Annotated in this window: 16 protein-coding genes; 4 read left to right on the top strand and 12 right to left on the bottom strand. The window is 45.9% G+C overall.

Annotated elements, in window-relative coordinates:
- Positions 1-160 precede the first annotated feature (160 nt).
- The 4 genes from DW121_RS04100 to DW121_RS04085 are packed head-to-tail and all read right to left on the bottom strand — an operon-like array spanning position 161 to position 2,495.
- Complete coding sequence (locus DW121_RS04100) at positions 161-901, bottom strand: hypothetical protein (RefSeq protein ID WP_032567520.1); 741 nt, start codon at positions 899-901, stop codon at positions 161-163.
- Complete coding sequence (locus DW121_RS04095) at positions 898-1,260, bottom strand: DUF3408 domain-containing protein (RefSeq protein WP_008645858.1); 363 nt, start codon at positions 1,258-1,260, stop codon at positions 898-900. Before DW121_RS04095 ends, DW121_RS04100 begins: the two co-directional genes overlap by 4 nt.
- A 24-nt stretch (positions 1,261-1,284) precedes the next feature.
- Complete coding sequence (locus tag DW121_RS04090) at positions 1,285-1,734, bottom strand: DUF3408 domain-containing protein (protein WP_032567521.1); 450 nt, start codon at positions 1,732-1,734, stop codon at positions 1,285-1,287.
- Between the two features lie 5 nt (positions 1,735-1,739).
- Complete coding sequence (locus tag DW121_RS04085) at positions 1,740-2,495, bottom strand: ParA family protein (protein ID WP_117678590.1); 756 nt, start codon at positions 2,493-2,495, stop codon at positions 1,740-1,742.
- 232 nt (positions 2,496-2,727) lie between these two features.
- Here DW121_RS04085 and DW121_RS15805 point away from each other — a divergent pair, with 232 nt between their 5' ends.
- The 4 genes from DW121_RS15805 to mobC all read left to right on the top strand — a co-directional run bounded on the left by DW121_RS15805 (position 2,728) and on the right by mobC (position 6,874).
- The gene (locus tag DW121_RS15805; protein WP_080728637.1) at positions 2,728-2,907 is read left to right on the top strand and encodes a hypothetical protein; all 180 of its coding nucleotides are present in this window, start codon (positions 2,728-2,730) and stop codon (positions 2,905-2,907) included.
- Between the two features lie 270 nt (positions 2,908-3,177).
- Positions 3,178-3,603: a conjugal transfer protein MobA gene (gene mobA / locus DW121_RS04070; protein WP_005944180.1), complete on the top strand. Its 426-nt coding sequence runs from the start codon at positions 3,178-3,180 to the stop codon at positions 3,601-3,603.
- Entirely contained in the window at positions 3,582-4,832 is a 1,251-nt protein-coding gene (gene mobB, locus DW121_RS04065) for a conjugal transfer protein MobB (RefSeq protein WP_008645598.1), read from the top strand. Before mobA ends, mobB begins: the two co-directional genes overlap by 22 nt.
- Before the next feature lie 32 nt (positions 4,833-4,864).
- On the top strand, positions 4,865-6,874 hold the full coding sequence (mobC, locus tag DW121_RS04060; RefSeq protein WP_008645597.1) for a conjugal transfer protein MobC: 2,010 nt from the start codon (positions 4,865-4,867) through the stop codon (positions 6,872-6,874).
- A 113-nt stretch (positions 6,875-6,987) separates the two neighbouring features.
- On the opposite strand, the gene DW121_RS04055 is transcribed toward mobC, so the two are convergent.
- The 8 genes from DW121_RS04055 to erm(F) all read right to left on the bottom strand — a co-directional run bounded on the left by DW121_RS04055 (position 6,988) and on the right by erm(F) (position 18,758).
- The gene (locus DW121_RS04055) at positions 6,988-8,982 is read right to left on the bottom strand and encodes an ATP-binding protein (RefSeq protein ID WP_008645594.1); all 1,995 of its coding nucleotides are present in this window, start codon (positions 8,980-8,982) and stop codon (positions 6,988-6,990) included.
- Positions 8,983-8,984: 2 nt separating this feature from the next.
- Complete coding sequence (locus DW121_RS04050) at positions 8,985-10,442, bottom strand: ATP-binding protein (RefSeq protein WP_008645592.1); 1,458 nt, start codon at positions 10,440-10,442, stop codon at positions 8,985-8,987.
- 149 nt (positions 10,443-10,591) lie between these two features.
- Positions 10,592-11,209 (bottom strand): RteC domain-containing protein, encoded by a 618-nt coding sequence (locus DW121_RS04045; RefSeq protein WP_008645591.1) that lies wholly within the window; start codon positions 11,207-11,209, stop codon positions 10,592-10,594.
- 210 nt (positions 11,210-11,419) lie between these two features.
- Positions 11,420-11,833: a dihydrofolate reductase family protein gene (locus tag DW121_RS04040; RefSeq protein WP_008655868.1), complete on the bottom strand. Its 414-nt coding sequence runs from the start codon at positions 11,831-11,833 to the stop codon at positions 11,420-11,422.
- A gap of 279 nt (positions 11,834-12,112) precedes the next feature.
- Positions 12,113-13,435 carry a sigma-54-dependent transcriptional regulator gene (locus tag DW121_RS04035; RefSeq protein WP_008645588.1) on the bottom strand — a complete coding sequence of 441 codons (1,323 nt, stop codon included), beginning with the start codon at positions 13,433-13,435 and terminating at the stop codon, positions 12,113-12,115.
- Positions 13,428-15,746, bottom strand: a complete 2,319-nt coding sequence (locus tag DW121_RS04030; protein WP_008645587.1) for an ATP-binding protein — start codon at positions 15,744-15,746, stop codon at positions 13,428-13,430. Before DW121_RS04030 ends, DW121_RS04035 begins: the two co-directional genes overlap by 8 nt.
- A complete protein-coding gene (gene tet, locus DW121_RS04025; protein ID WP_008645586.1) occupies positions 15,746-17,671 on the bottom strand; it encodes a tetracycline resistance ribosomal protection protein in 1,926 nt (641 codons plus the stop codon). The genes DW121_RS04030 and tet overlap by 1 nt, the downstream gene beginning before the upstream one ends.
- 286 nt (positions 17,672-17,957) lie before the next feature.
- Positions 17,958-18,758, bottom strand: coding sequence for a 23S rRNA (adenine(2058)-N(6))-methyltransferase Erm(F) (erm(F), locus tag DW121_RS04020; protein WP_004295323.1), 801 nt, complete (start codon positions 18,756-18,758; stop codon positions 17,958-17,960).
- Between the last annotated feature and the right edge of the window lie 52 nt (positions 18,759-18,810).

The raw sequence follows: 18,810 nt of genomic DNA, 5'->3' as shown, positions 1-18,810 counted from the left end.
TTTTTCGGGCGGTTGATACTTGATTACTTTACTTTGGTTTAGTGGTTGCCCGTTTGTTTCTACGGACTTGGGTGTGTCCGTTGCGGATTGGCTGTACCTTGTACCGCCGTGCGCATGGGTGTCGTCATTTTACGTTTTCATTTCCATTCTTTTTTAGCTGTTATACATAGTTTCGGAAGTCGAACTCCTCGATGTTGTCGGGAATCACGAACACCTTTTCCTTTTGTTGTGTCACGGTCATGTTCACCGTGTCCACGAAAACTGCCATCGCCTTTGCAAGCCTCTCGCTCATTGTATCATCGGTCAGGCGTTCCGTTATTCTTGTGAAAAGCTCTGTCCCGTCCAGTTCCGTCATGACCTTTCCGGCGTGTCGCATTTCCTCATCGGATGGTGATTCCTTCCGTATGGTGCGTACTGCCATGTCAATATCCTCGAAGCTGCTTCCCGAAGCCTGCTTTTTGTCTGGTTCTTCATCCTCCGGTTCATCTTCTCCGTACTCCAGTTCCGAGGGCGGGATGCTCGTGAAGGTTTCATCGAGTTTGTCCTCCGGTACTTGTGTCGGGCGTGAGACGGTTTCCGTGTTTCCGTCGTCAAAAGTAGCCTCTTCCTCCGACAGCTCAATGCCTTTATCCGAAGTGGCGGCTTCTTGCGCCAGTATGGCAGCGGTTGTCCGGGTCGATGCCATCTTGAAACGGCTCTTGCCAATGATGTCCGAGGTGTCTGCGTGAGGTATTTCCTTATCCTTTCCTTGCTCTGCCACTGTACTGTCCAATGATCGCCACAACCCGGCAATATGTCTGAAGAAACGGATGAGCTTCGTGTCCATGATGCGGTCATAAAACAGCAGGAACAGGAACCACACGTTGCAAGCAACCGATACGATTAAAAACGCCTTTGTCATAATCTTACTTTTTGGGCGTTTTCAATCTGTTCCATGTACTGCTGCCCGTATTGCCGGAAATGGTCGCGGAGGATGTTGTCCACGAACTTGCCGATGCTCAAACCGTTTCCCATCCGACTGGCAACGATAGTGACTTTCTCATGAATTTCTCGGCTGATGTATATACATTGCCGCGTTTTGATTTCCGATGCTTCCAAGAAAACAGAGAGCGGCTTGCCCCTGCCTTCATCCTTGCGGAAGTCGCTGCCGGTCTTTTCCTGACCGTATCCGTTTGCACACTTTGCTGCATTGGCAGCGGTTCTTTCACTCTTTCCTGTTTGCAGGCACTCAGCCTGACGGTTCTTCTTTGTTCTTTTCATACTTCTTTGTTGTTTTTGGGGTATTTATAAATTATAGGATTCCATGTGCCGTTTGAACGATTCGTCTATCTCGTCTTGGAACAGCGTGAAATGGTGTGTCAGCACGTTGTCAAGAAAAGCCGCGATAGTCACCTCGTTGCCACCGATTACATGAAGCATCTTCTGTATGCGGTCGTGGTACTCCTTGCGGATATAGACCTGCTTGCCGAGTCTTGCCGTGACGTTGGACCCGCATATGAATACGGTGTCATAATCCAATTTTTCCGGCTTGCTGTTCCTGCGCCTGCGTTCCGGCTCCTCTTTGGAGTGCGAGGCAGGTGGAGAAACGGCTTCCTGTATCGCTTCTTTCGGAGGTGGAGAAGTAGCGTTTCCGTCCGTGCTTCTCGCTTCCGGCGGAATGCTTGTATCGTCCAGTCGAAACGAGTTGATTACGGCTTCGCTGTCGATGTCCTCGATTCTTGTTTTCTTTGCCATGCCATTCAGTTTTTGATGATGCCGAGAATCTCATCGACGAGTTTGTCGAGGTTGCTGCCGCGTACCAGTATTTTGTCCGCCGGAAACGCCGTGGAGCGGAATACTGCCTTGCGTTCTGCCGCCGTCTCCTTGCGGAAACGCTTGCTGTCCGGCAGATGTGTTTCCAGAATGGACAGGGCGAACTCGGCACAGACCTTGTCGTATGCTTTGTAAAGTTCCGTCTTTTCGCGCCCGTCCACCATGTTACACACGAGGTAAATCCCTTTGATACCGGACTTGCCCGTGCTTATCATCTGTTCGTTGATAACGGTGGCGAACTTAATGGAACTCTCCATCACCACACGGTCGGCGATGATGGGCGTGAAGATGTAGTCCATTTTGGAAATGGTCTGCACCACATCGGCATTGTTGATGGTTCCCGGCAAGTCGAAGAACACGAAATCAAGGTCGGGCTGCGCTGCCACCAGATTTTCGGCAGTCTTTACCGCATCTTCCGCACGGCTGCATCTGATGGTGTACGGGTTCTTCTTCAGCCGTTTGAGCTGCTCATACGCCATCACCTTGTAATGCCCGTCCTCCATGACAGCTTTCATGTCGCGCTTGCGCATGTCATGGATACTGTACTGTGGAAAATCGCAGTCCACCACGGCTACGTTGTAGCCTTTCACATAGTGCAGGTAGCTTGCTACAAGCACCGTCAGGGTTGTCTTACCCGCTCCACCTTTCTGCGTGGAGATTGCCACATAAGTTGCTTCTTTCATTTGTTTGATAATTTATTTGGTTATACATCTGTCCGGTGGCGGTAGCGTATTGCCATTAGTACGTACGCACGCGCTCCCATTCATTTATTTATTCACTCCTTAATCCGGCTGTGCCTATGGGTAATCATCGGTTTGTCCAACCGCCCATGCTTTTATCCGTCCGCATGGACGTGTGCTTGGAAAACTGTCTGAATACATACACCTGTTTTCAACCGTTTGGATTGATGCCCGGATTGGTGTCCGAACATCCGGCGGAAGGAGTGTATTTTCAGTCCCACATCCGAATCACGCTGCAAATAAACAAGGATATTTTGGAACTTGTATTACTTCTCCGGCAAGTGGCAGCACGTTGCGTCGGTTGGCACTGATTGTCCGGGTCAAGCCCCTGTCCGATACCGCTTTAAGGGCGTAACTTTGCACCCGAACGGCAGGGTTCGCCGCAGGTGGCGCAGCCCGGAGTTTGAAAGGCATTCCCCCAATCCGTCCCCGACGGATTTTTATGTTCACCTGAACATAGCAAGATGTCTTTTCAGCCGCTCAAAACGTTTTGAGCAGCCACGAAAAGCACTTGCCCTTGCAGGGGGCGGGCTTCCTCTCCGAAGTCGGGAAGCCTTTCAAACCTGCGGTGTCTGTGCCAAGAAGCGGCGGCTTATGCCGTCCATCCGCTAAATCCAAAGTTTATATGAAAGAGAAAAGAAACAAGACCGGGAGAAATCCCAAACTTGACCCGGCGGTGTTCCGTTACACCGTCCGTTTCAACGAGGAGGAACACAACCGTTTCCTCGCCATGTTCGAGAAGTCGGGCGTTTACGCCAAGTCGGTTTTCATCAAGGCGCACTTCTTCGGGCAACCGTTCAGGGTGCTGAAAGTGGACAGGACGCTGGTGGATTACTACACCAGACTGTCCGATTTCCATGCGCAGTTCCGCGCGGTAGGCACGAACTACAACCAAGTCGTGAAGGAACTCAGGCTGCATTTTTCCGAGAAAAAGGCGATGGCGTTGCTCTACAAGCTGGAGCAACAGACCGTCGAACTCGTGAAACTGAGCCGTCAGATTGTGGAACTTTCAAGGGAAATGGAGGCGAAATGGTCGCAAAAATCAGTGTAGGAAAGTCGTTGTACGGCGCGCTTGCCTACAACGGGGAAAAGATCAACGGGGCGAAAGGGCGGCTGCTCACCACCAACCGCATCTACAATGACGGCACGGGGACGGTGGACATACGCAAGGCGATGGAAGGTTTTCTCGCCTGTATGCCGGAGCATACGAGGGTGGAGAAACCGGTACTCCATATCTCGCTCAACCCGCATCCCGACGACGTGCTGACAGATACGGAATTGCAGGACATCGCACGCGAGTATCTGGAGAAACTCGGCTACGGGAACCAGCCGTACCTTGTTGTCAAGCACGAGGACATAGACCGTCACCACCTGCACATCGTGACAATCAATGTGGACGAGAAAGGCAGGCGGCTCAATCAGGATTTCCTCTTCCGCCGCAGCGACCGCATCCGCAGGGAACTGGAACGGAAGTACGGGCTGCACCCGGCGGAGCGTAAGAACCTACGGCTGGAAAATCCGCTGCGCAAGGTGGACGCTTCGGCGGGCGACGTGAAGAGGCAGGTCGGAAATACCGTCAAGGCTCTGAGTGGACAGTACCGTTTCCGGACGATGGGCGAATATCGCGCCCTCCTATCCTTATATAATATGACGGTGGAGGAAGCGCGGGGAAACGTGCGCGGGCGTGAGTATCACGGGCTGGTCTATTCCGTCACCGATGATGCCGGGAACAAGACTGGCAACCCGTTCAAGTCCTCGCTTTTCGGGAAGTCCGCAGGCTATGAAGCCGTGCAGAAGAAGTTTGCCCGTTCCAAACAGGAGATTAAGGACCGGAAACTCGCCGACATGACGAAACGCACCGTGCTTTCCGTGCTTGAAGGCACGTATGACAAGGAGAAGTTCGTTTCGCGGCTCAAGGAAAAGGGCATCGACACCGTACTGCGCTACACGGAGGAAGGGCGCATCTACGGAGCCACGTTCATAGACCACCGAACGGGCTGCGTGCTGAACGGCTCGCGCATGGGCAAGGAACTTTCCGCCAACGCCTTGCAGGAACACTTTACGCTGCCTTATGCCGGACAGCCGCCGATTCCGCTGTCCGTTCCGGTGGAAACAGAAGAGGATATGCGCGGACAGACCGCATCCGACCACGAGAACACGGCGGGCGGTGTCGGTCTGCTCACTCCCGAAGGTCCGGCTGTGGATGCCGAGGAGGAAGCCTTTATCCGGGCGATGCAGCGCAAGAGGAAAAAGAAGAGGCGCAAGGGCTTGGGAATGTAACCGTAAGTATCAACATCAAAATTTTTCAATCTATGTCACAACAAGAAGACGATTTGAGGGCATTGGCGAAAATCATGGATTTTCTGCGTGCCGTGAGTATTATTTTAGTGGTCATGAACGTGTACTGGTTCTGCTATGAAGCCATACGGCTCTGGGGCGTGGACATCGGCGTAGTGGACAGAATCCTGATGAACTTCAACCGCACGGCGGGGCTGTTCCATTCCATCCTCTACACGAAACTGTTCGCCGTCCTCCTGCTTGCCCTGTCCTGTCTGGGGACGAAGGGCGTCAAGGGAGAGAAAATCACTTGGGGAAGGATCTGGACGGCACTTGCCGCAGGGTTCGTGTTGTTCTTCCTCAACTGGTGGATACTGGCATTGCCGCTGCCGGTTGAAGCGGTGACGGGACTTTACGCGCTGACCGTAGGCACGGGCTATGTCTGCCTGCTGATGGGCGGTCTGTGGATGAGCCGCCTGTTGAAACACAACCTTATGGATGACGTGTTCAACAACGAGAACGAGAGCTTCATGCAGGAAACACGGCTCATCGAAAGCGAGTATTCGGTCAATCTGCCCACCCGCTTTTATTATAGGAAACGTTGGAACAACGGCTGGATCAACGTGGTGAACCCATTCCGCGCCTCCATCGTGCTGGGTACGCCGGGCAGCGGAAAGTCATACGCGGTGGTAAACAGTTTCATCAAGCAGCAGATTGAGAAGGGCTTCTCGATGTATGTCTATGATTTCAAATTCAGTGACTTGTCCACGATAGCCTATAATCATCTGCTCAACCACCCGGAGGGATACAAGGTGAAGCCGAAGTTCTACGTGATAAACTTCGACGACCCGCGACGCAGCCACCGTTGCAATCCCATTCACCCAGATTTCATGGAGGACATTACGGACGCTTACGAGAGCGCGTACACCATCATGCTCAATTTAAACAAGAGTTGGGTGCAGAAGCAGGGCGACTTCTTTGTGGAATCGCCCATCATCCTTTTCGCGGCTATCATCTGGTATCTTAAAATTTTTCAGAACGGCAAGTATTGCACGTTCCCCCATGCCATCGAGTTCCTGAACCGCCGTTACGAGGATATTTTCCCGATTCTGACCTCTTATCCCGAACTGGAGAACTATCTCTCGCCATTCATGGACGCGTGGCTCGGAGGGGCTGCGGAGCAGTTAATGGGGCAGATTGCTTCGGCGAAAATTCCGCTGTCACGCATGATTTCCCCGCAGCTCTATTGGGTAATGTCGGACAGCGAGTTCACGCTGGACATCAACAATCCCGAAGAACCGAAAATTCTCTGCGTGGGCAACAATCCCGACCGACAGAACATATACGGGGCGGCTCTCGGTCTGTATAATTCCCGTATCGTTAAACTTATCAACAAGAAAGGGATGCTGAAGTCGTCGGTCATCATAGACGAGCTGCCGACGATATACTTCAAGGGGCTGGACAACCTTATCGCCACCGCGCGAAGCAACAAGGTTGCCGTGTGTCTGGGTTTTCAGGATTTCAGCCAGTTGGTGCGTGACTATGGGGACCGCGAGGCGAAAGTGGTGATGAACACGGTCGGCAATATCTTCTCCGGGCAGGTGGTGGGCGAAACAGCCAAGACGCTCTCGGAGCGGTTCGGAAAGGTGCTTCAAAAGCGGCAGTCCATCTCCATCAACCGGCAGGATGTTTCCACCTCCATCAACACGCAGATGGACGCGCTTATCCCGCCGAGCAAAATTTCCGGCTTGACGCAGGGGATGTTCGTCGGTTCGGTGTCCGACAACTTCAACGAGCGTATCAAGCAGAAGATTTTCCACTGTGAGATTGTCGTGGATGCCGAGAAAATGAAGCGCGAGGAGAAAGCCTACAAGCCGATACCCGTCATTACCGACTTCGCGGACGCGAACGGCAACGACTGCATGAAGGAAATGGTGAAGGCGAATTACAGGCGCATCAAGGAGGAGGTGAAACAGATTGTCGCCGACGAGTTGGAGCGCATCGCTGGTGACGAGAATCTGAAACATCTGTTGCAACAGAAATAATATATAACAACAAGATGTATCAGACTCCCGTTTTGAGAATTACTCCTGCTACAGCTATCTGTGACAGGAGTAATTTGTAATTCTTTATATTGAGCATTATGACTATATTAAGTTCAACTAACCATTGCGGCCGTGTTATTTGAAACTTCATTCATTACCTCATTTAATGATTGGGATTTAGATAAAGTGGCTCTTTCTATTTTGAGCTTATCAAGCAAATATTTCAGCCTACGTTCCACCTCATTTGTTATTTCACTCCATTTTTTTACATAGAGGCTATAATTACTGTCATTTTGGACTAAACCAGTAAGCTTATTTATGACCCTTCGACCTACAATATCATCATAGTCTTGTCCTATCAAAATGAAAGTCCAGAACTCATTAGCATCATTAAAACAATCTTGTTTTAGAATAACATCCATATATTGTTCTAATTGATTTAACTGTTCTGATTTTAATTGTTTTATAGTTGTCGGATTTTTGATTTCCACAACTATATTATGAGGTCTCCCATCCCTAAAATCAGTACCAGTAAGAAATAAATCCATTTCTTTGTATTTATTAGGGTGAGCAATATATTTTTTCTCGCTAACTCCACGCAGAATATAAATGTATTTTCTTAAAGCCTCTTCAAATTTGACCTCTTCCGCACATACCATTCTATATTCTTCGCCAAAAATCCAATAGTGTTTTTCTATGAACGACTGCAAATCACGAACTTCATTGGCTTGTAAAGTATGATTAAAAACAATCTTTTTTAGATTCTCCAGTGTCAGCAATCTGTCTGAAATAAGCTTAATCGTGGAAACGACTTGTTTTAACCTCGTTATTTCTAATATTTTTGCAAATTCTTTCCTATCGTTCGAGTCTAATTCAACAACTGCATCTAAAATCTTAAACAGACTATCGCGCTCACCGCTATCCATCACCAAATTTAGAAGTTCTAAGAAAACTCTTTTTTGTTCTTTGTTCAACTTCATGAAAACAGCAGGTTCTACTTCGTATAGTTCCTTTACGAAGTTTTCCAAACCTTCTCTACGCACTATATCCCAATCTTCAGTACCAAATTTAGGGAAAACATCTTCATTCTTATATTTGGTTACCATAACTTCTGCTTGCTCCTTTAGGAATGGGCGTCTTTTCTTTTTGAGAAACTCATTGAGTTGCGTAATTAGTTCCTTAAATAATTTTCTATCAGCAGAATTATCAAACAATTTAGGTTGAATAGCATTATCGTCTAATTCGTTATCACAATTGATTTCATTGAAGAAATCATCAATCACAATTACAGAATGCCAAAAATTATCTCCTTTTTTATTTAATAATGTCGTTTTGGTAAATTTTAACTCCAAGTCATTATTCAAGAAGTAAAATCGAGAATATTCATCATTCATCTTTACATTCCATCGGATATACTTGCATTGAAAGTTGATGTTATTTTTCTGGTTATGTGATAATATCGGTGATATTGATTCTTGTTCTGCTATTATAGAAGAATAATCTAATTCTTGCCCATTGATGTATATTTGATATTCGGATTTCAATTCTAAAAACCACGCAAATTCAGCCTTTAGATAAGGGATAAGAGTCTTCGTTATAAACAAACTGGAAATATCAGAAGAAATCTCATTAAAAACGACACAAGTACCTGTTGTTGTGTCATCAGATACAAGTGGCTCTGTTGTAGTGTAGTCTTTTAAAGTATCGCTATCAATTCTAATGTCATAAGACATTATTTGTGCATCTTTACTATAGCGTGTTTCCCAATTAGCAAATCTCGCAAATTTATAGAAAGTAAAACGACCATAACCGTTTTTTCCTCTTGTAAATTCAGTATTATTCTCGTTGGCTATTCTCTTTTGAGACTCATAGAATTTTTTGAATTTTATAGGTAATTCTTCATAGCAGATGCCTGTACCATTGTCTGTTATTCTAATATTTTTGATTGTGTCCAATTCTGCATTGTCAATTTCAAAATCAATATTTACAACGGTTGCTTTTGCATCAAATCCATTCCATACATATTCGGCAATAGCTCGCTCTGGAGTATATTTATTCAATATTTTCCTAATGCCAGCAGATGTTATTTCTACAGTTTGCGAGTTCATGACTATTTATTTTTAATTAAATCCAGACCTTTCTCCGTAAGACGGTATTTCTGTCGCGGGTGTTTCGGCTTTTCCGGATAAATCGGTTCTACTAAATCCAACCTTATTGCAGGATACAGATAAAGCTCCAGAAAATTGCTTTTGTCCTTCAATCCTATCATTTCCATAACATCTTTTGTCGATAGTGTCTGATTCCCGATTGCAGACAGAACTTTTCCCACTTGCGGGGTAACTGTCGGGTAACTATCGGGCGACTGTGGGGTGACTGTCGGGTATGACCCGACTGCTTTCCGGGTATAGCGGAAAACGACCCATACGCTGTTTCCGTCCGTGTGAAATTCGGGGTCCGGAATGCCGACACGCCGGCACTCGCTTATCATAAGCCCGATGCCCCGTCCCCAACTTTCCAAGACCTCGCTTTTATACAGCACGTTTGCTATGATTAGATTTTGCGGTTCTGAATTATGCCCGCTTAACAGTTTTTCCATTGTTATATCCGGCGGAAATGTCCCGCTGTTCTCTATTTCCACACGGTCGTCATAGATGGCGATTCCCACCGAACTGCCGGGACGGTGGTACAGGCGGTGGCACAACGCATTTGTGCAGCACTCTCTCAATGCCTTGTACGGGATTTCCAGTTCTTCCTCACGGTACAGCCCTTCTATCTTACCGGAAAGTGACAGATGTTTGAAAAAGAACGCCATTGCAGCATCCAGCAGCGCGTAGATATTCCCAGTGACACGTTGATTGTCTATAAACTCGTCTTTCGTCGTGCCTTTGAAACGCGCCAGACGGAGCAGGCATTGGGGATAATAATAAAAATCATGACCGAACAGCACTGCTGAAGCATTGTTAAGTTTCCCGTCATGCAACAGACTGAATTTTTCGAGAATGGTCGGCAAGTCTTCCCTTATGGTTGCTTCAGGTAAACGACCGCTTCTGATTCCCCCGCGAACAGCACTAATGACGGCATGTTCGTCAAGGTCGGATATTTTAAGGTCAGGATTTGCTATTGCCTCCCAAGCGTATTTCCCGCCCCGCTGTATCAGATATTGGTTATATATCTCCTGCGGCATGATGGATGTCGCGCTTTCCACCCGCAGGTAAGCCCGTCCTTTGTAAGAGAACGGACGCATATATCTTTGTTCTTCCGCAGACAGTGCGATGACACTTTTGCCAGTGTCTGGTATTTCAGTATAAGAAACTTCAACTGTGGCAAACGGCTCGATACGCCGGATCGCGTCCGCTATATCCCGCTTGGTTTTGTCGCTCACGTCTTGTCCGATGATTTTTCCCTTGTCGGTGACACCGAACAATACCGTGCCGCCTTCGCCGTTAAGGAAGGCGCAAAGCGTTTCCATGCCGCGCTCCAACTGTCCGGTGGTTTCCTTGAACTCCACCCGTCCGCATTCTTTTTCGGCTATCAACCGTTTTATTATGTCGAGGTTGTCTATGCTCATATACAATTCTGTAACGTGGGTACAAAGATAGTGCTTTTCGCTGGTTTTCGGGCGAATAGATAACGAAATGTATCTACACAGCAGGACAAAACCTACAAAAAATCAGAGAATGACATAACGTCACCCCCTGATTCATCATTGGTACAGGATTATTTTCTCAAACGTTCCATTTCCTCGTCGCGGAGCATCCTCTCGTTCAGTTTCTCCTGCATCCTGTCAAGGAAGTAAGTGCGGCTTTCGTTTTTCCGGCGTTTGATGTCGATATAGAAACGGTAGCAGTCCTTTGATTCGATACCGAAAATCTTGTAGAGGAGCGGGGCGAGCTGTTTGAGCGGCATGTTGCCGTTGTTGATGCAGCCCATCTCGTTGATGCCGTAGATAAGTTCCACGAGGTCGATGGCGTTGCCCGTCCATTGCAGGGGTGAGGCGGGATTTTCGGTTGTGTTGTCGGAGGATGTACGGATGGGGATTAGTGGTGGCACTTGGGGAGCGGCAAGGAACTTCTGCATCTTCCTCACTAAAGAGAGTGCCTTGCTGATATAGGCTGCAACCTCCCTCTTTTCTTCGGGAAGATTGCGCATGGGATGGTGCTGCAACTCGATTTCGATGTAAGCCAGTGCGATGATGGTGCGGTTGGTGTCCACATTGCCGCTGCATAGCTCGATTACTTGCGTGGCGAAAGCCGTATATGCCGTTTCCATATTGCAGTCCCCGGCTTCGTTTATACGGCGGAAGAACTCGGTTTCCGCCAATAAGAAATAATTCATATCCTGTCAATTTTGAAATTTTACACTCTGTTTTTCGGTATGCGCACATGAATATGATTGGCAAAAAGCGTGTTCATAAAATAAAAAATCCGGCACACTCTCTGCAAGGTGCTGGATTTCAGTGTGATAATTTTGCAATTTATTTGTCTGTCAGGAATTATTTTCGACTTAAAGTGTTCATTTCCTGAACATTCGTCCATTTTCCGGACATCAAACGCACGCTTTATAGATATGGCGGACCACTCCGTTGCGGTACACCTTCTGCGAGGTCAGCGTCCATTGTTCCTGTGGCAAGGCGGACTGGAAGAAACGCTTTCCCGTTCCGGCAATGAAAGGAAGCGTATAAAGTATGATTTCATCCACCACACGCATACGTAACAGCCCATTGATGTAGTCCGCCTTTTCAGGAGTGACTTCCGCCAGATAGCAGATGTCTGTTGCGGATTTCCGCCATTCGTCGAGCATAGAGATGGAATAGTCGGGTGTGATATGATAAAGGGCGTTTTCCCTTATCTCGTTGATACCGCAATCTTCAAGGCGCAGTTCCTTATACGCTTTGCAATATAACTCGGAGCTTTGACAACCGTCCATCGTGAGGACGGCAAGAATCTGTACTTTACCCATTAGCGTTTCCTTTCGTTGGGCAAGGGCAAAAAAGTAGCGTGCAATCCACGCTATCACTAATGGAGGCTCTGGAATGCCCTTAACAGGAATAGGTGAATGCACGCTATGCGTAGGCATAGCATAAGCAATCACGCAATAGTTCCTGTTAATGTTAATTTTCCAGATTCCCATTAGGACGCCTTGCGGTCTTATGTTATATATAGGCGGCAAAAGGCTCTGCCAATCGCCGTTACCTTCTGATATGTCATGCAAAGATAGCCATTTTCAGCGAATTGCGGGCTATGGTTGCTCAAATTTATACTTCAATCCATATTCTTCCAGTTTATTATAGAGTGTTGTCCTGCCTATTCCAAGCAATTCGGCAGCGACCTTCCGGTTCCCGTCAGCCTGCTTCAAAGCACGCAGAATCCGCTCTTTATCTTCCTCGTCGTTGCGTAGGGAGAAGCCGGTAACAGAGGTTGTTTCGGTTATCCCAAGTTCCAGATGCTCTTTTGTGACAAGTCCCGTCTGAGCCTGCAACACCGCACCCATGATTTTCTGTCGAAGTTCGCGCACGTTGCCCGGCCATGAATGGGTCAGCAACGCTTTCCGTGCTTCGGAACTGAAACCGCTAACCTTGCACTCCAATTCCTTATTGGCAATCTCACGGAAGAACTCCGCCAGCGGCATGATGTCCTCCTGACAGTCACGTAAGGGCAGAACGGTTATTTCAAAGTCATGTAGGCGGTATAACAAATCCTGCCGGAAACGCTTTTCATTGACCGCCTTTTCCAGATTCTCGTTGGTGGCGGCGATGATGCGGACGTTGAAACTGCGGTCGGACTTGTCGCCAACGGGACGGAACCGCCGTTCCTGTATGGCACGGAGTAACATCTGTTGAGTTTCTGGTGCGAGATTACCCACTTCGTCTAAAAACAATGTGCCGCCTTCCGCCTCGTGGAAATAGCCTTTCTTTGTGTTTTCAGCACCAGTGAACGCTCCTTTGACGTGTCCGAAGAACGCCGATGGTGCAAGCTCTTTGGTGAGTGAGCCGCAGTCCACCGCCACGAAAGGCTTGCCTGAACGCTTGCTTTTATCGTGCAGTAGATGGGCAATATGCTCTTTGCCAGTACCGTTCTCCCCGAATATCAGTACGCTCATGTCGGTAGGAGCTACCAGCCTTATCCGGTGCATGATTTTCTGAAAGGCTGAACCGTCACGGGCAAATACGGGCATGCGGCTTCGCCCGATATTCCGCTCTTTCAGTATGGTGCGGAGCAAAGGCACGAGTTTGTCCTCCACGAGTTGCTTGGGTATGTAGTCCAGCGAACCGAGTTTCATGCTTTCAACCGCCGTATGTACTTCGGCATAGTCGGTCATGATGATGAACGGCTGCGTCATGCCTTCTTTGCGCATCCAGCGCAATAGGTCGATGCCGTCACCGTCAGGCAAACGCAAATCAGAAACTACTATATCATTGTCAGTGGCTTGTTGCAGAAGTTTCTTCGCTGTCGAGAGGTGGAAAGCCTGCACGGTACGGAATTTCTCCCGTGCCAGCAGGTTGCAGACAAACTCGCAATATACGATGTTGTCCTCCACCACGATGATTTTTGTTTTATCCATTTTCGTATTTTCTCCTTTCTTCTTTTGCCAGCCGGATTATCTCCGAACCCTTATCCAATACGGCAGTCACGGCGTTGTTCAATGCTTCATAATCGGGAACGGCACTCCCATGAAGCTGTTTATAAAGTTCCCTTAATGGTTGGTCGGCACGCAGTATCTCCCACGAACTATGTAGGTGGTGTGTCAGGGCGTCCAGTTCTTGAAAGTCTTTCCGTTGTTCCGCATCCCTGACCGACTGCATTTCCTTTTCGGTTTCCGCTATCAGTTTATCCAACATGACGGATTCATTGCCGTAAGACAGTAGGGAGGAGAAATCAGGCTTTTCATTTTGTTTACCTTTCATGGCGCACTTGTCGGAAACTTCCATCAGCTCCGATATGGAAAACGGCTTGAGAAGGCAATCGGAAAATCCACGTTCTAAAAGTTCCTCTCTGTTGCAACTGCCCGAAGCGGTTGTTACAATAATCGGAATGATCCTTGAATTGCCCACATTGGAGGTGCGTAGCAGTTCCAACAGCTCGAAGCCGTTTATATCCGGCATATTCAAATCGGTCAGAAGCAGACTGTATTCTTTCCGGCGTATCATTTCCATCAGTTCCGCAACATCGGTGCAAGTGTCGCAATGTATCCCTTCTTGTGCATACATTTCTTTCAGCATTAGGAGAAGTACCTTGTCATTGTCGATGGCAACAATATCATGGAGTGTTCGGTTATGATGAATCTGTGTTTTATTTATCCGTTCCGGCAATTCCTCGGCTGACTGCATGGGTATCTCCACCGTGAAACGGCTGCCCTTGCCTTTCTCGCTCTTCAGCTGGATTGTGCCGCCGAGCATTGTCACAATGCGCTGAACAATGGAAAGACCTAATCCGAAGCCGTCCTTTGCGGCAGCGTTTGACAAACGTTCAAACGCACCGAACACACGTTGCTGTTCCTCTTCGGTCATACCCGAACCCGTATCTTTGACGATAAGTTTCAGCATACCGTTATCATACCCCATTGTCAGAGAAACGGCACCGTTCTCAGTGAACTTGATGGCGTTTGACAGCAGGTTATTTCCAATTTGTAGAATGCGTTCCTTATCGGTCAGTACAACAGCATCCGTGTGATTCGTCACAGTAAGAGCAAGTCCCTTGTTTATGGCAATTGGCATAAACTCTGATTCGAGCGTATGCGCTATTGATGAAATCCTACACGTGGAGAAATTAGGCTGTTCCTTGCCGTCGTCCAGCCGGAAGAAACTCAGAAGAGTATTAAGCATTTCACGCATACGGTCGGAGGATTGCTGAATATTTCGGATATACATCCCGGTTTTATCCGCATTGAAGTTTTTTTGTATCAGTCCGGCATAGCCCGTTATTGCAGTCAGCGGTGTGCGTAATTCATGGGTAATGGTATGTACGGCTTTCTTGCGGGAGGTTATCAGTGCCTCGTTTCGCTTTGCCATTTGTTGCAGTCGCTCGATTAAATCTGCGGTTTCCTGTTTATATCGCTTGATGCGGTTGGCATTTCGGTGTATGATGATATATGATATGACCAGTAGCAGTATAACGAACCCTGTCAAGCCCCCAATCTGAATGAACGACCGTTCCCGCATGGCTGTTATCTCGGCTTCCCGCTTTTGTAGGTCAGTTTGTACTTTCCCGTCTATTTGAACAACCAGTCCTTGCAGTTGCCTGTTAAGTTCCGCATTTCGTGCGGCAAGGCTATCGGCATGAACCGATAAGCGGCGGCTTTGTGCCTGTTGTTCGGTTCTCATATTCCGGTTAAAGGAACGGTGCATCGTGGTAGTCACAGTTGGTTTCGCTTCTTCCTTTTTGCCGAAGATGCCCAAGAAACCTTTGCGCTTGGACTTCTTGGGCTGTTCCTGTACACTCTTCTGCACGATTACAGGTACTTGACTGGTTATCTTATCGTTGATGGCTTGTTGTTGTTCAAGTATTTGAACGATTTGGCACATCTGCCGTTCCTTATCTTCGAGAAGATGGCGTACGCTGTCTATACGCTCTGCCGGATAGGTAGCTTTGAAACGGCAGAGCATACTATCCATTGCCATACGCTGTGCATGGTAATGTTCGATATCTTTATCGTTCCATTCCAGTATTGTTTCACCAAATAGAGAAAATTTTATCATTTGAATATTGATATTGTTTATCTCTTTTCGGAACTCGTCTATTTTTTTATTGTCAAGTTCTAATGCTTCTATCTCCTGCCATTCATAGAAGCTATTATATGCTATACATCCGATAAGAACGGAGATAAGTATATACCCCAACCGTATTGTCTTATAGAAATTCCTGGATCGTTCCATTATTTTGATGATACTGATTTTTCAAACATGAATAAAAGTTTATCCTTTTCTTCCATACGGGTATTATCAGAATAACCGCCTTTTGTTATTTGATACCCACACGGCTTAACCATAAAAGTGCCTAAGCCTTTAGTGTATGAACTTACTTCTGAAGCATAGTCTTTACTTGTATTTAATGGAACTTTCCCTTCAATAAGACACCACTCTTTATTACAACTGATACCTTTAATCTCAGACATCATTTTTTGCAGATCTGTAATAGCTTTGGAACTTGCTACTTGTGGTATCTGTAACTCAAAATAGAGCATCGGTTCGAGAATATCCACTCCTGATTGTTGCAAAGCCAACCTGAAGACATAAGGAGACAATTGTCTAAAATCGGCAGGGGTACTTATCGGACTATAATAAAGGGCATAAGTAAAGGTTACTTTCAAATCCGTCACTTCCCATCCATGCAATCCCGATTGGCAAGACATACGGATTCCTTCAAAAACGGCATTTTGAAAAGAATGGTTCAGATAACCAAAGGAGATTTCACTTTCGATTTGCACCCCTGACCCTATCGGTAAAGGTTCCAGAGTCAGTCCTATTGAGGCCCAGTAAGGGTTGGGAGGGACTTCGATATGGATAATCTTATTCACCTTCTTTTTAGGTCGTTCTTTGTAGATAGTCTTGATTTCATCAAAATGGGTCTTTACGGAGAATCGTTCTTCCAGCAATGTTTGTATGATTTCTTTTTGGGTTAAACCATATAACGAGATTTCCAATTCATCACTATATGAATTTATGGAAAAGGACAGAGACGGGTCTTCAATAAACAATACATTTAGAGCGGATATCAACTTGCTTCTCTCTTCGGGCTTGTCTGGTCGGACAGAAGATTTGAGGGCGGGATGCTGATGAGATAATCCTTGAATCAGACAAGGTTTAACACCTAAATAATCTCCGATTCTTAATTCTTCTATATCTTCTATAATTGCGATATCATTAGCAACCACTTCATCAACATTTATCTCTTTGCCCTGATAAATGGTTTTTAGATTTTTAATCTTGATGAATTTTTCCGAATCATTGACTTTTATAACGGTTCGAAGTCTCAGACTTCCGTCAATAATTTTTAGAAAACTTCTTTTATGCCCTTTGGGGGCATGTTCTATTTTATAAAGATAAGCTGAAAGTCTATTTGGGACTGATGCCGGAGGAAATATAAAAGAAATGATGGCGTCTAACAACTCATTGATGCCAATATTGCACATTGCTGATCCATGCAAGACCGGATAGGCTTTGGCTTTTGCCACAAGAGCGATTATCGCATTCCAATAATCTGCCGGTAAGATTTCTTTATCCGCCAAATATAGTTCTAATATATCGTCGTCATGGTTGCATACAAATTCTTTGTGTTCTGCCCTTATATCTGTTGAGGTGCAAATCGGGTAAACTACTCCATCGACAACCGTTTGCATAAACAAGACGTCTTGCGACAGATTTGTTTTTATGTCCAGATATAAACGCTCAAGATTTACGCCGGCACGATCAATCTTATTGATAAATATAATTGTCGGGATTTGCAGTTTTTGCAAAGTCTTGAACAGCAACTTTGTTTGTGCTTGTATGCCTTCCTTTGCCGATAATATGAGGACTGCTCCATCAAGCATTTTGAATGTCCGCTCCACCTCTGCAATAAAATCCATGTGTCCCGGAGTGTCAATGATATTGCATTTCACACCATTCCAAACAATAGATGTCGTAGAAGCCCGAATAGTAATTCCTCTACGTTTTTCTATATCCATAGAGTCTGTTATGGTGTCACCTTTATCAACACTGCCGCGCTTTTCCGTTGCTCCGCAGGCAAATAGCAGATTTTCGGTTACGGAAGTTTTTCCTGCATCAATGTGAGCAAGAATTCCTAAATTTATAATGTTCATTTGATTAAGCAATAATATACTACAATAGATGCATTGCCGAAACGCACCTTTTAATACCTCCTCGTAGCATGTGGAAAACTACAGGATTCTTAACTCGTATTAATATGTATATTATTACTGCCGCATAATTGAACGCAAATTTACGAAAAAAAAGTTCCCTGACAAAAGCACAAAGAACTTTTTTAATCTATACGTATTTTTATTTGGTATTATTAATTTGTTATGCGGCAGCTTAAAAGACGACACCAAACCAGAAAAATCATCTTGACAACCACCCGACTTTGAACTACGAAGGATGAAATTTTTCAGGGACAACTTCCAGCATTTCCAAAAAACAGTTTACCCATTGACTTGGAGACAAACAAACAATTTGAGCATTAAGGTTTAAACCGAATTTTTCCGAAATTGACCTGACCTGACTTTTCCTGAAAATCGACTTTAAAGCTGTTTTTACAGATAAATCAGGTTTCTCTAACAGACAGGAAATAAATGCTAAGTATTTGGCTTTAAACTTAAAATCAAAAAATAACTGTTTTCTTTTAATGTTTAACAGGGCTGATTTGACAGTTGGCGGTGGAAAGAAACTTTCAGGACCTACCTCATAGACAAGTTTCAAATCAAAAAAAGTATGATAGAAAACGGTATATGGATTGTAAAGCTTCCTCGAAAATAACTTTTGTGTAGGTTCTAACTGAAGGACAATGGAACCTCCCAGAAAATTTCCAAGACTCTCAAACATCAGGATTTTGAAAATATCGGAAGTAATGCCATAAGGAATATTTGACACCACTTTGAAAGGAAATTTCGGAACTGCAAAATTCCTAAAATCACAACCGACAACTTGAACATTTCGGGCATCAGAAAATAATTTTCGTAAATGTTCAACCAAAGCTGTGTCGTTTTCAATAGCAACAACATTGTTGGCGATTTTTAATAAATGAACAGTAAGAAACCCCTTGCCTGCCCCAATATCTAAAACCGTATCCTGATTACTTATATTTGCTTGTCTTATTGCATCTTTTATTAGCACTTTATCAATAGTAAAGTGCTGACCCGTAAAACGAACGGGCAATTTCTTTTTTGTCATTAGTAAACCCGTTGGCGGAATTAATTTAAGTTGATAAATATGAGTAAAAAGT

The organism is Bacteroides sp. AM10-21B, assembly GCF_003472565.1.
In the GTDB taxonomy this organism is placed as follows: Bacteria; Bacteroidota; Bacteroidia; order Bacteroidales; family Bacteroidaceae; genus Bacteroides; species Bacteroides propionicigenes.
This window is presented reverse-complemented; position numbering and strand designations above follow the sequence as displayed.

What these genes read in the sequence shown, in the direction of transcription:
- DW121_RS04100 (WP_032567520.1), bottom strand. Translation starts at nt 901, where the DNA reads ATGACAAAGGCGTTTTTAATCGTATCGGTTGCTTGCAACGTGTGGTTC.
- DW121_RS04095 (WP_008645858.1), bottom strand. Translation starts at nt 1,260, where the DNA reads ATGAAAAGAACAAAGAAGAACCGTCAGGCTGAGTGCCTGCAAACAGGA.
- DW121_RS04090 (WP_032567521.1), bottom strand. Translation starts at nt 1,734, where the DNA reads ATGGCAAAGAAAACAAGAATCGAGGACATCGACAGCGAAGCCGTAATC.
- DW121_RS04085 (WP_117678590.1), bottom strand. Translation starts at nt 2,495, where the DNA reads ATGAAAGAAGCAACTTATGTGGCAATCTCCACGCAGAAAGGTGGAGCG.
- mobA (WP_005944180.1), top strand. Translation starts at nt 3,178, where the DNA reads ATGAAAGAGAAAAGAAACAAGACCGGGAGAAATCCCAAACTTGACCCG.
- mobB (WP_008645598.1), top strand. Translation starts at nt 3,582, where the DNA reads ATGGTCGCAAAAATCAGTGTAGGAAAGTCGTTGTACGGCGCGCTTGCC.
- mobC (WP_008645597.1), top strand. Translation starts at nt 4,865, where the DNA reads ATGTCACAACAAGAAGACGATTTGAGGGCATTGGCGAAAATCATGGAT.
- DW121_RS04055 (WP_008645594.1), bottom strand. Translation starts at nt 8,982, where the DNA reads ATGAACTCGCAAACTGTAGAAATAACATCTGCTGGCATTAGGAAAATA.
- DW121_RS04050 (WP_008645592.1), bottom strand. Translation starts at nt 10,442, where the DNA reads ATGAGCATAGACAACCTCGACATAATAAAACGGTTGATAGCCGAAAAA.
- DW121_RS04045 (WP_008645591.1), bottom strand. Translation starts at nt 11,209, where the DNA reads ATGAATTATTTCTTATTGGCGGAAACCGAGTTCTTCCGCCGTATAAAC.
- DW121_RS04040 (WP_008655868.1), bottom strand. Translation starts at nt 11,833, where the DNA reads ATGGGTAAAGTACAGATTCTTGCCGTCCTCACGATGGACGGTTGTCAA.
- DW121_RS04035 (WP_008645588.1), bottom strand. Translation starts at nt 13,435, where the DNA reads ATGGATAAAACAAAAATCATCGTGGTGGAGGACAACATCGTATATTGC.
- DW121_RS04030 (WP_008645587.1), bottom strand. Translation starts at nt 15,746, where the DNA reads ATGGAACGATCCAGGAATTTCTATAAGACAATACGGTTGGGGTATATA.
- tet (WP_008645586.1), bottom strand. Translation starts at nt 17,671, where the DNA reads ATGAACATTATAAATTTAGGAATTCTTGCTCACATTGATGCAGGAAAA.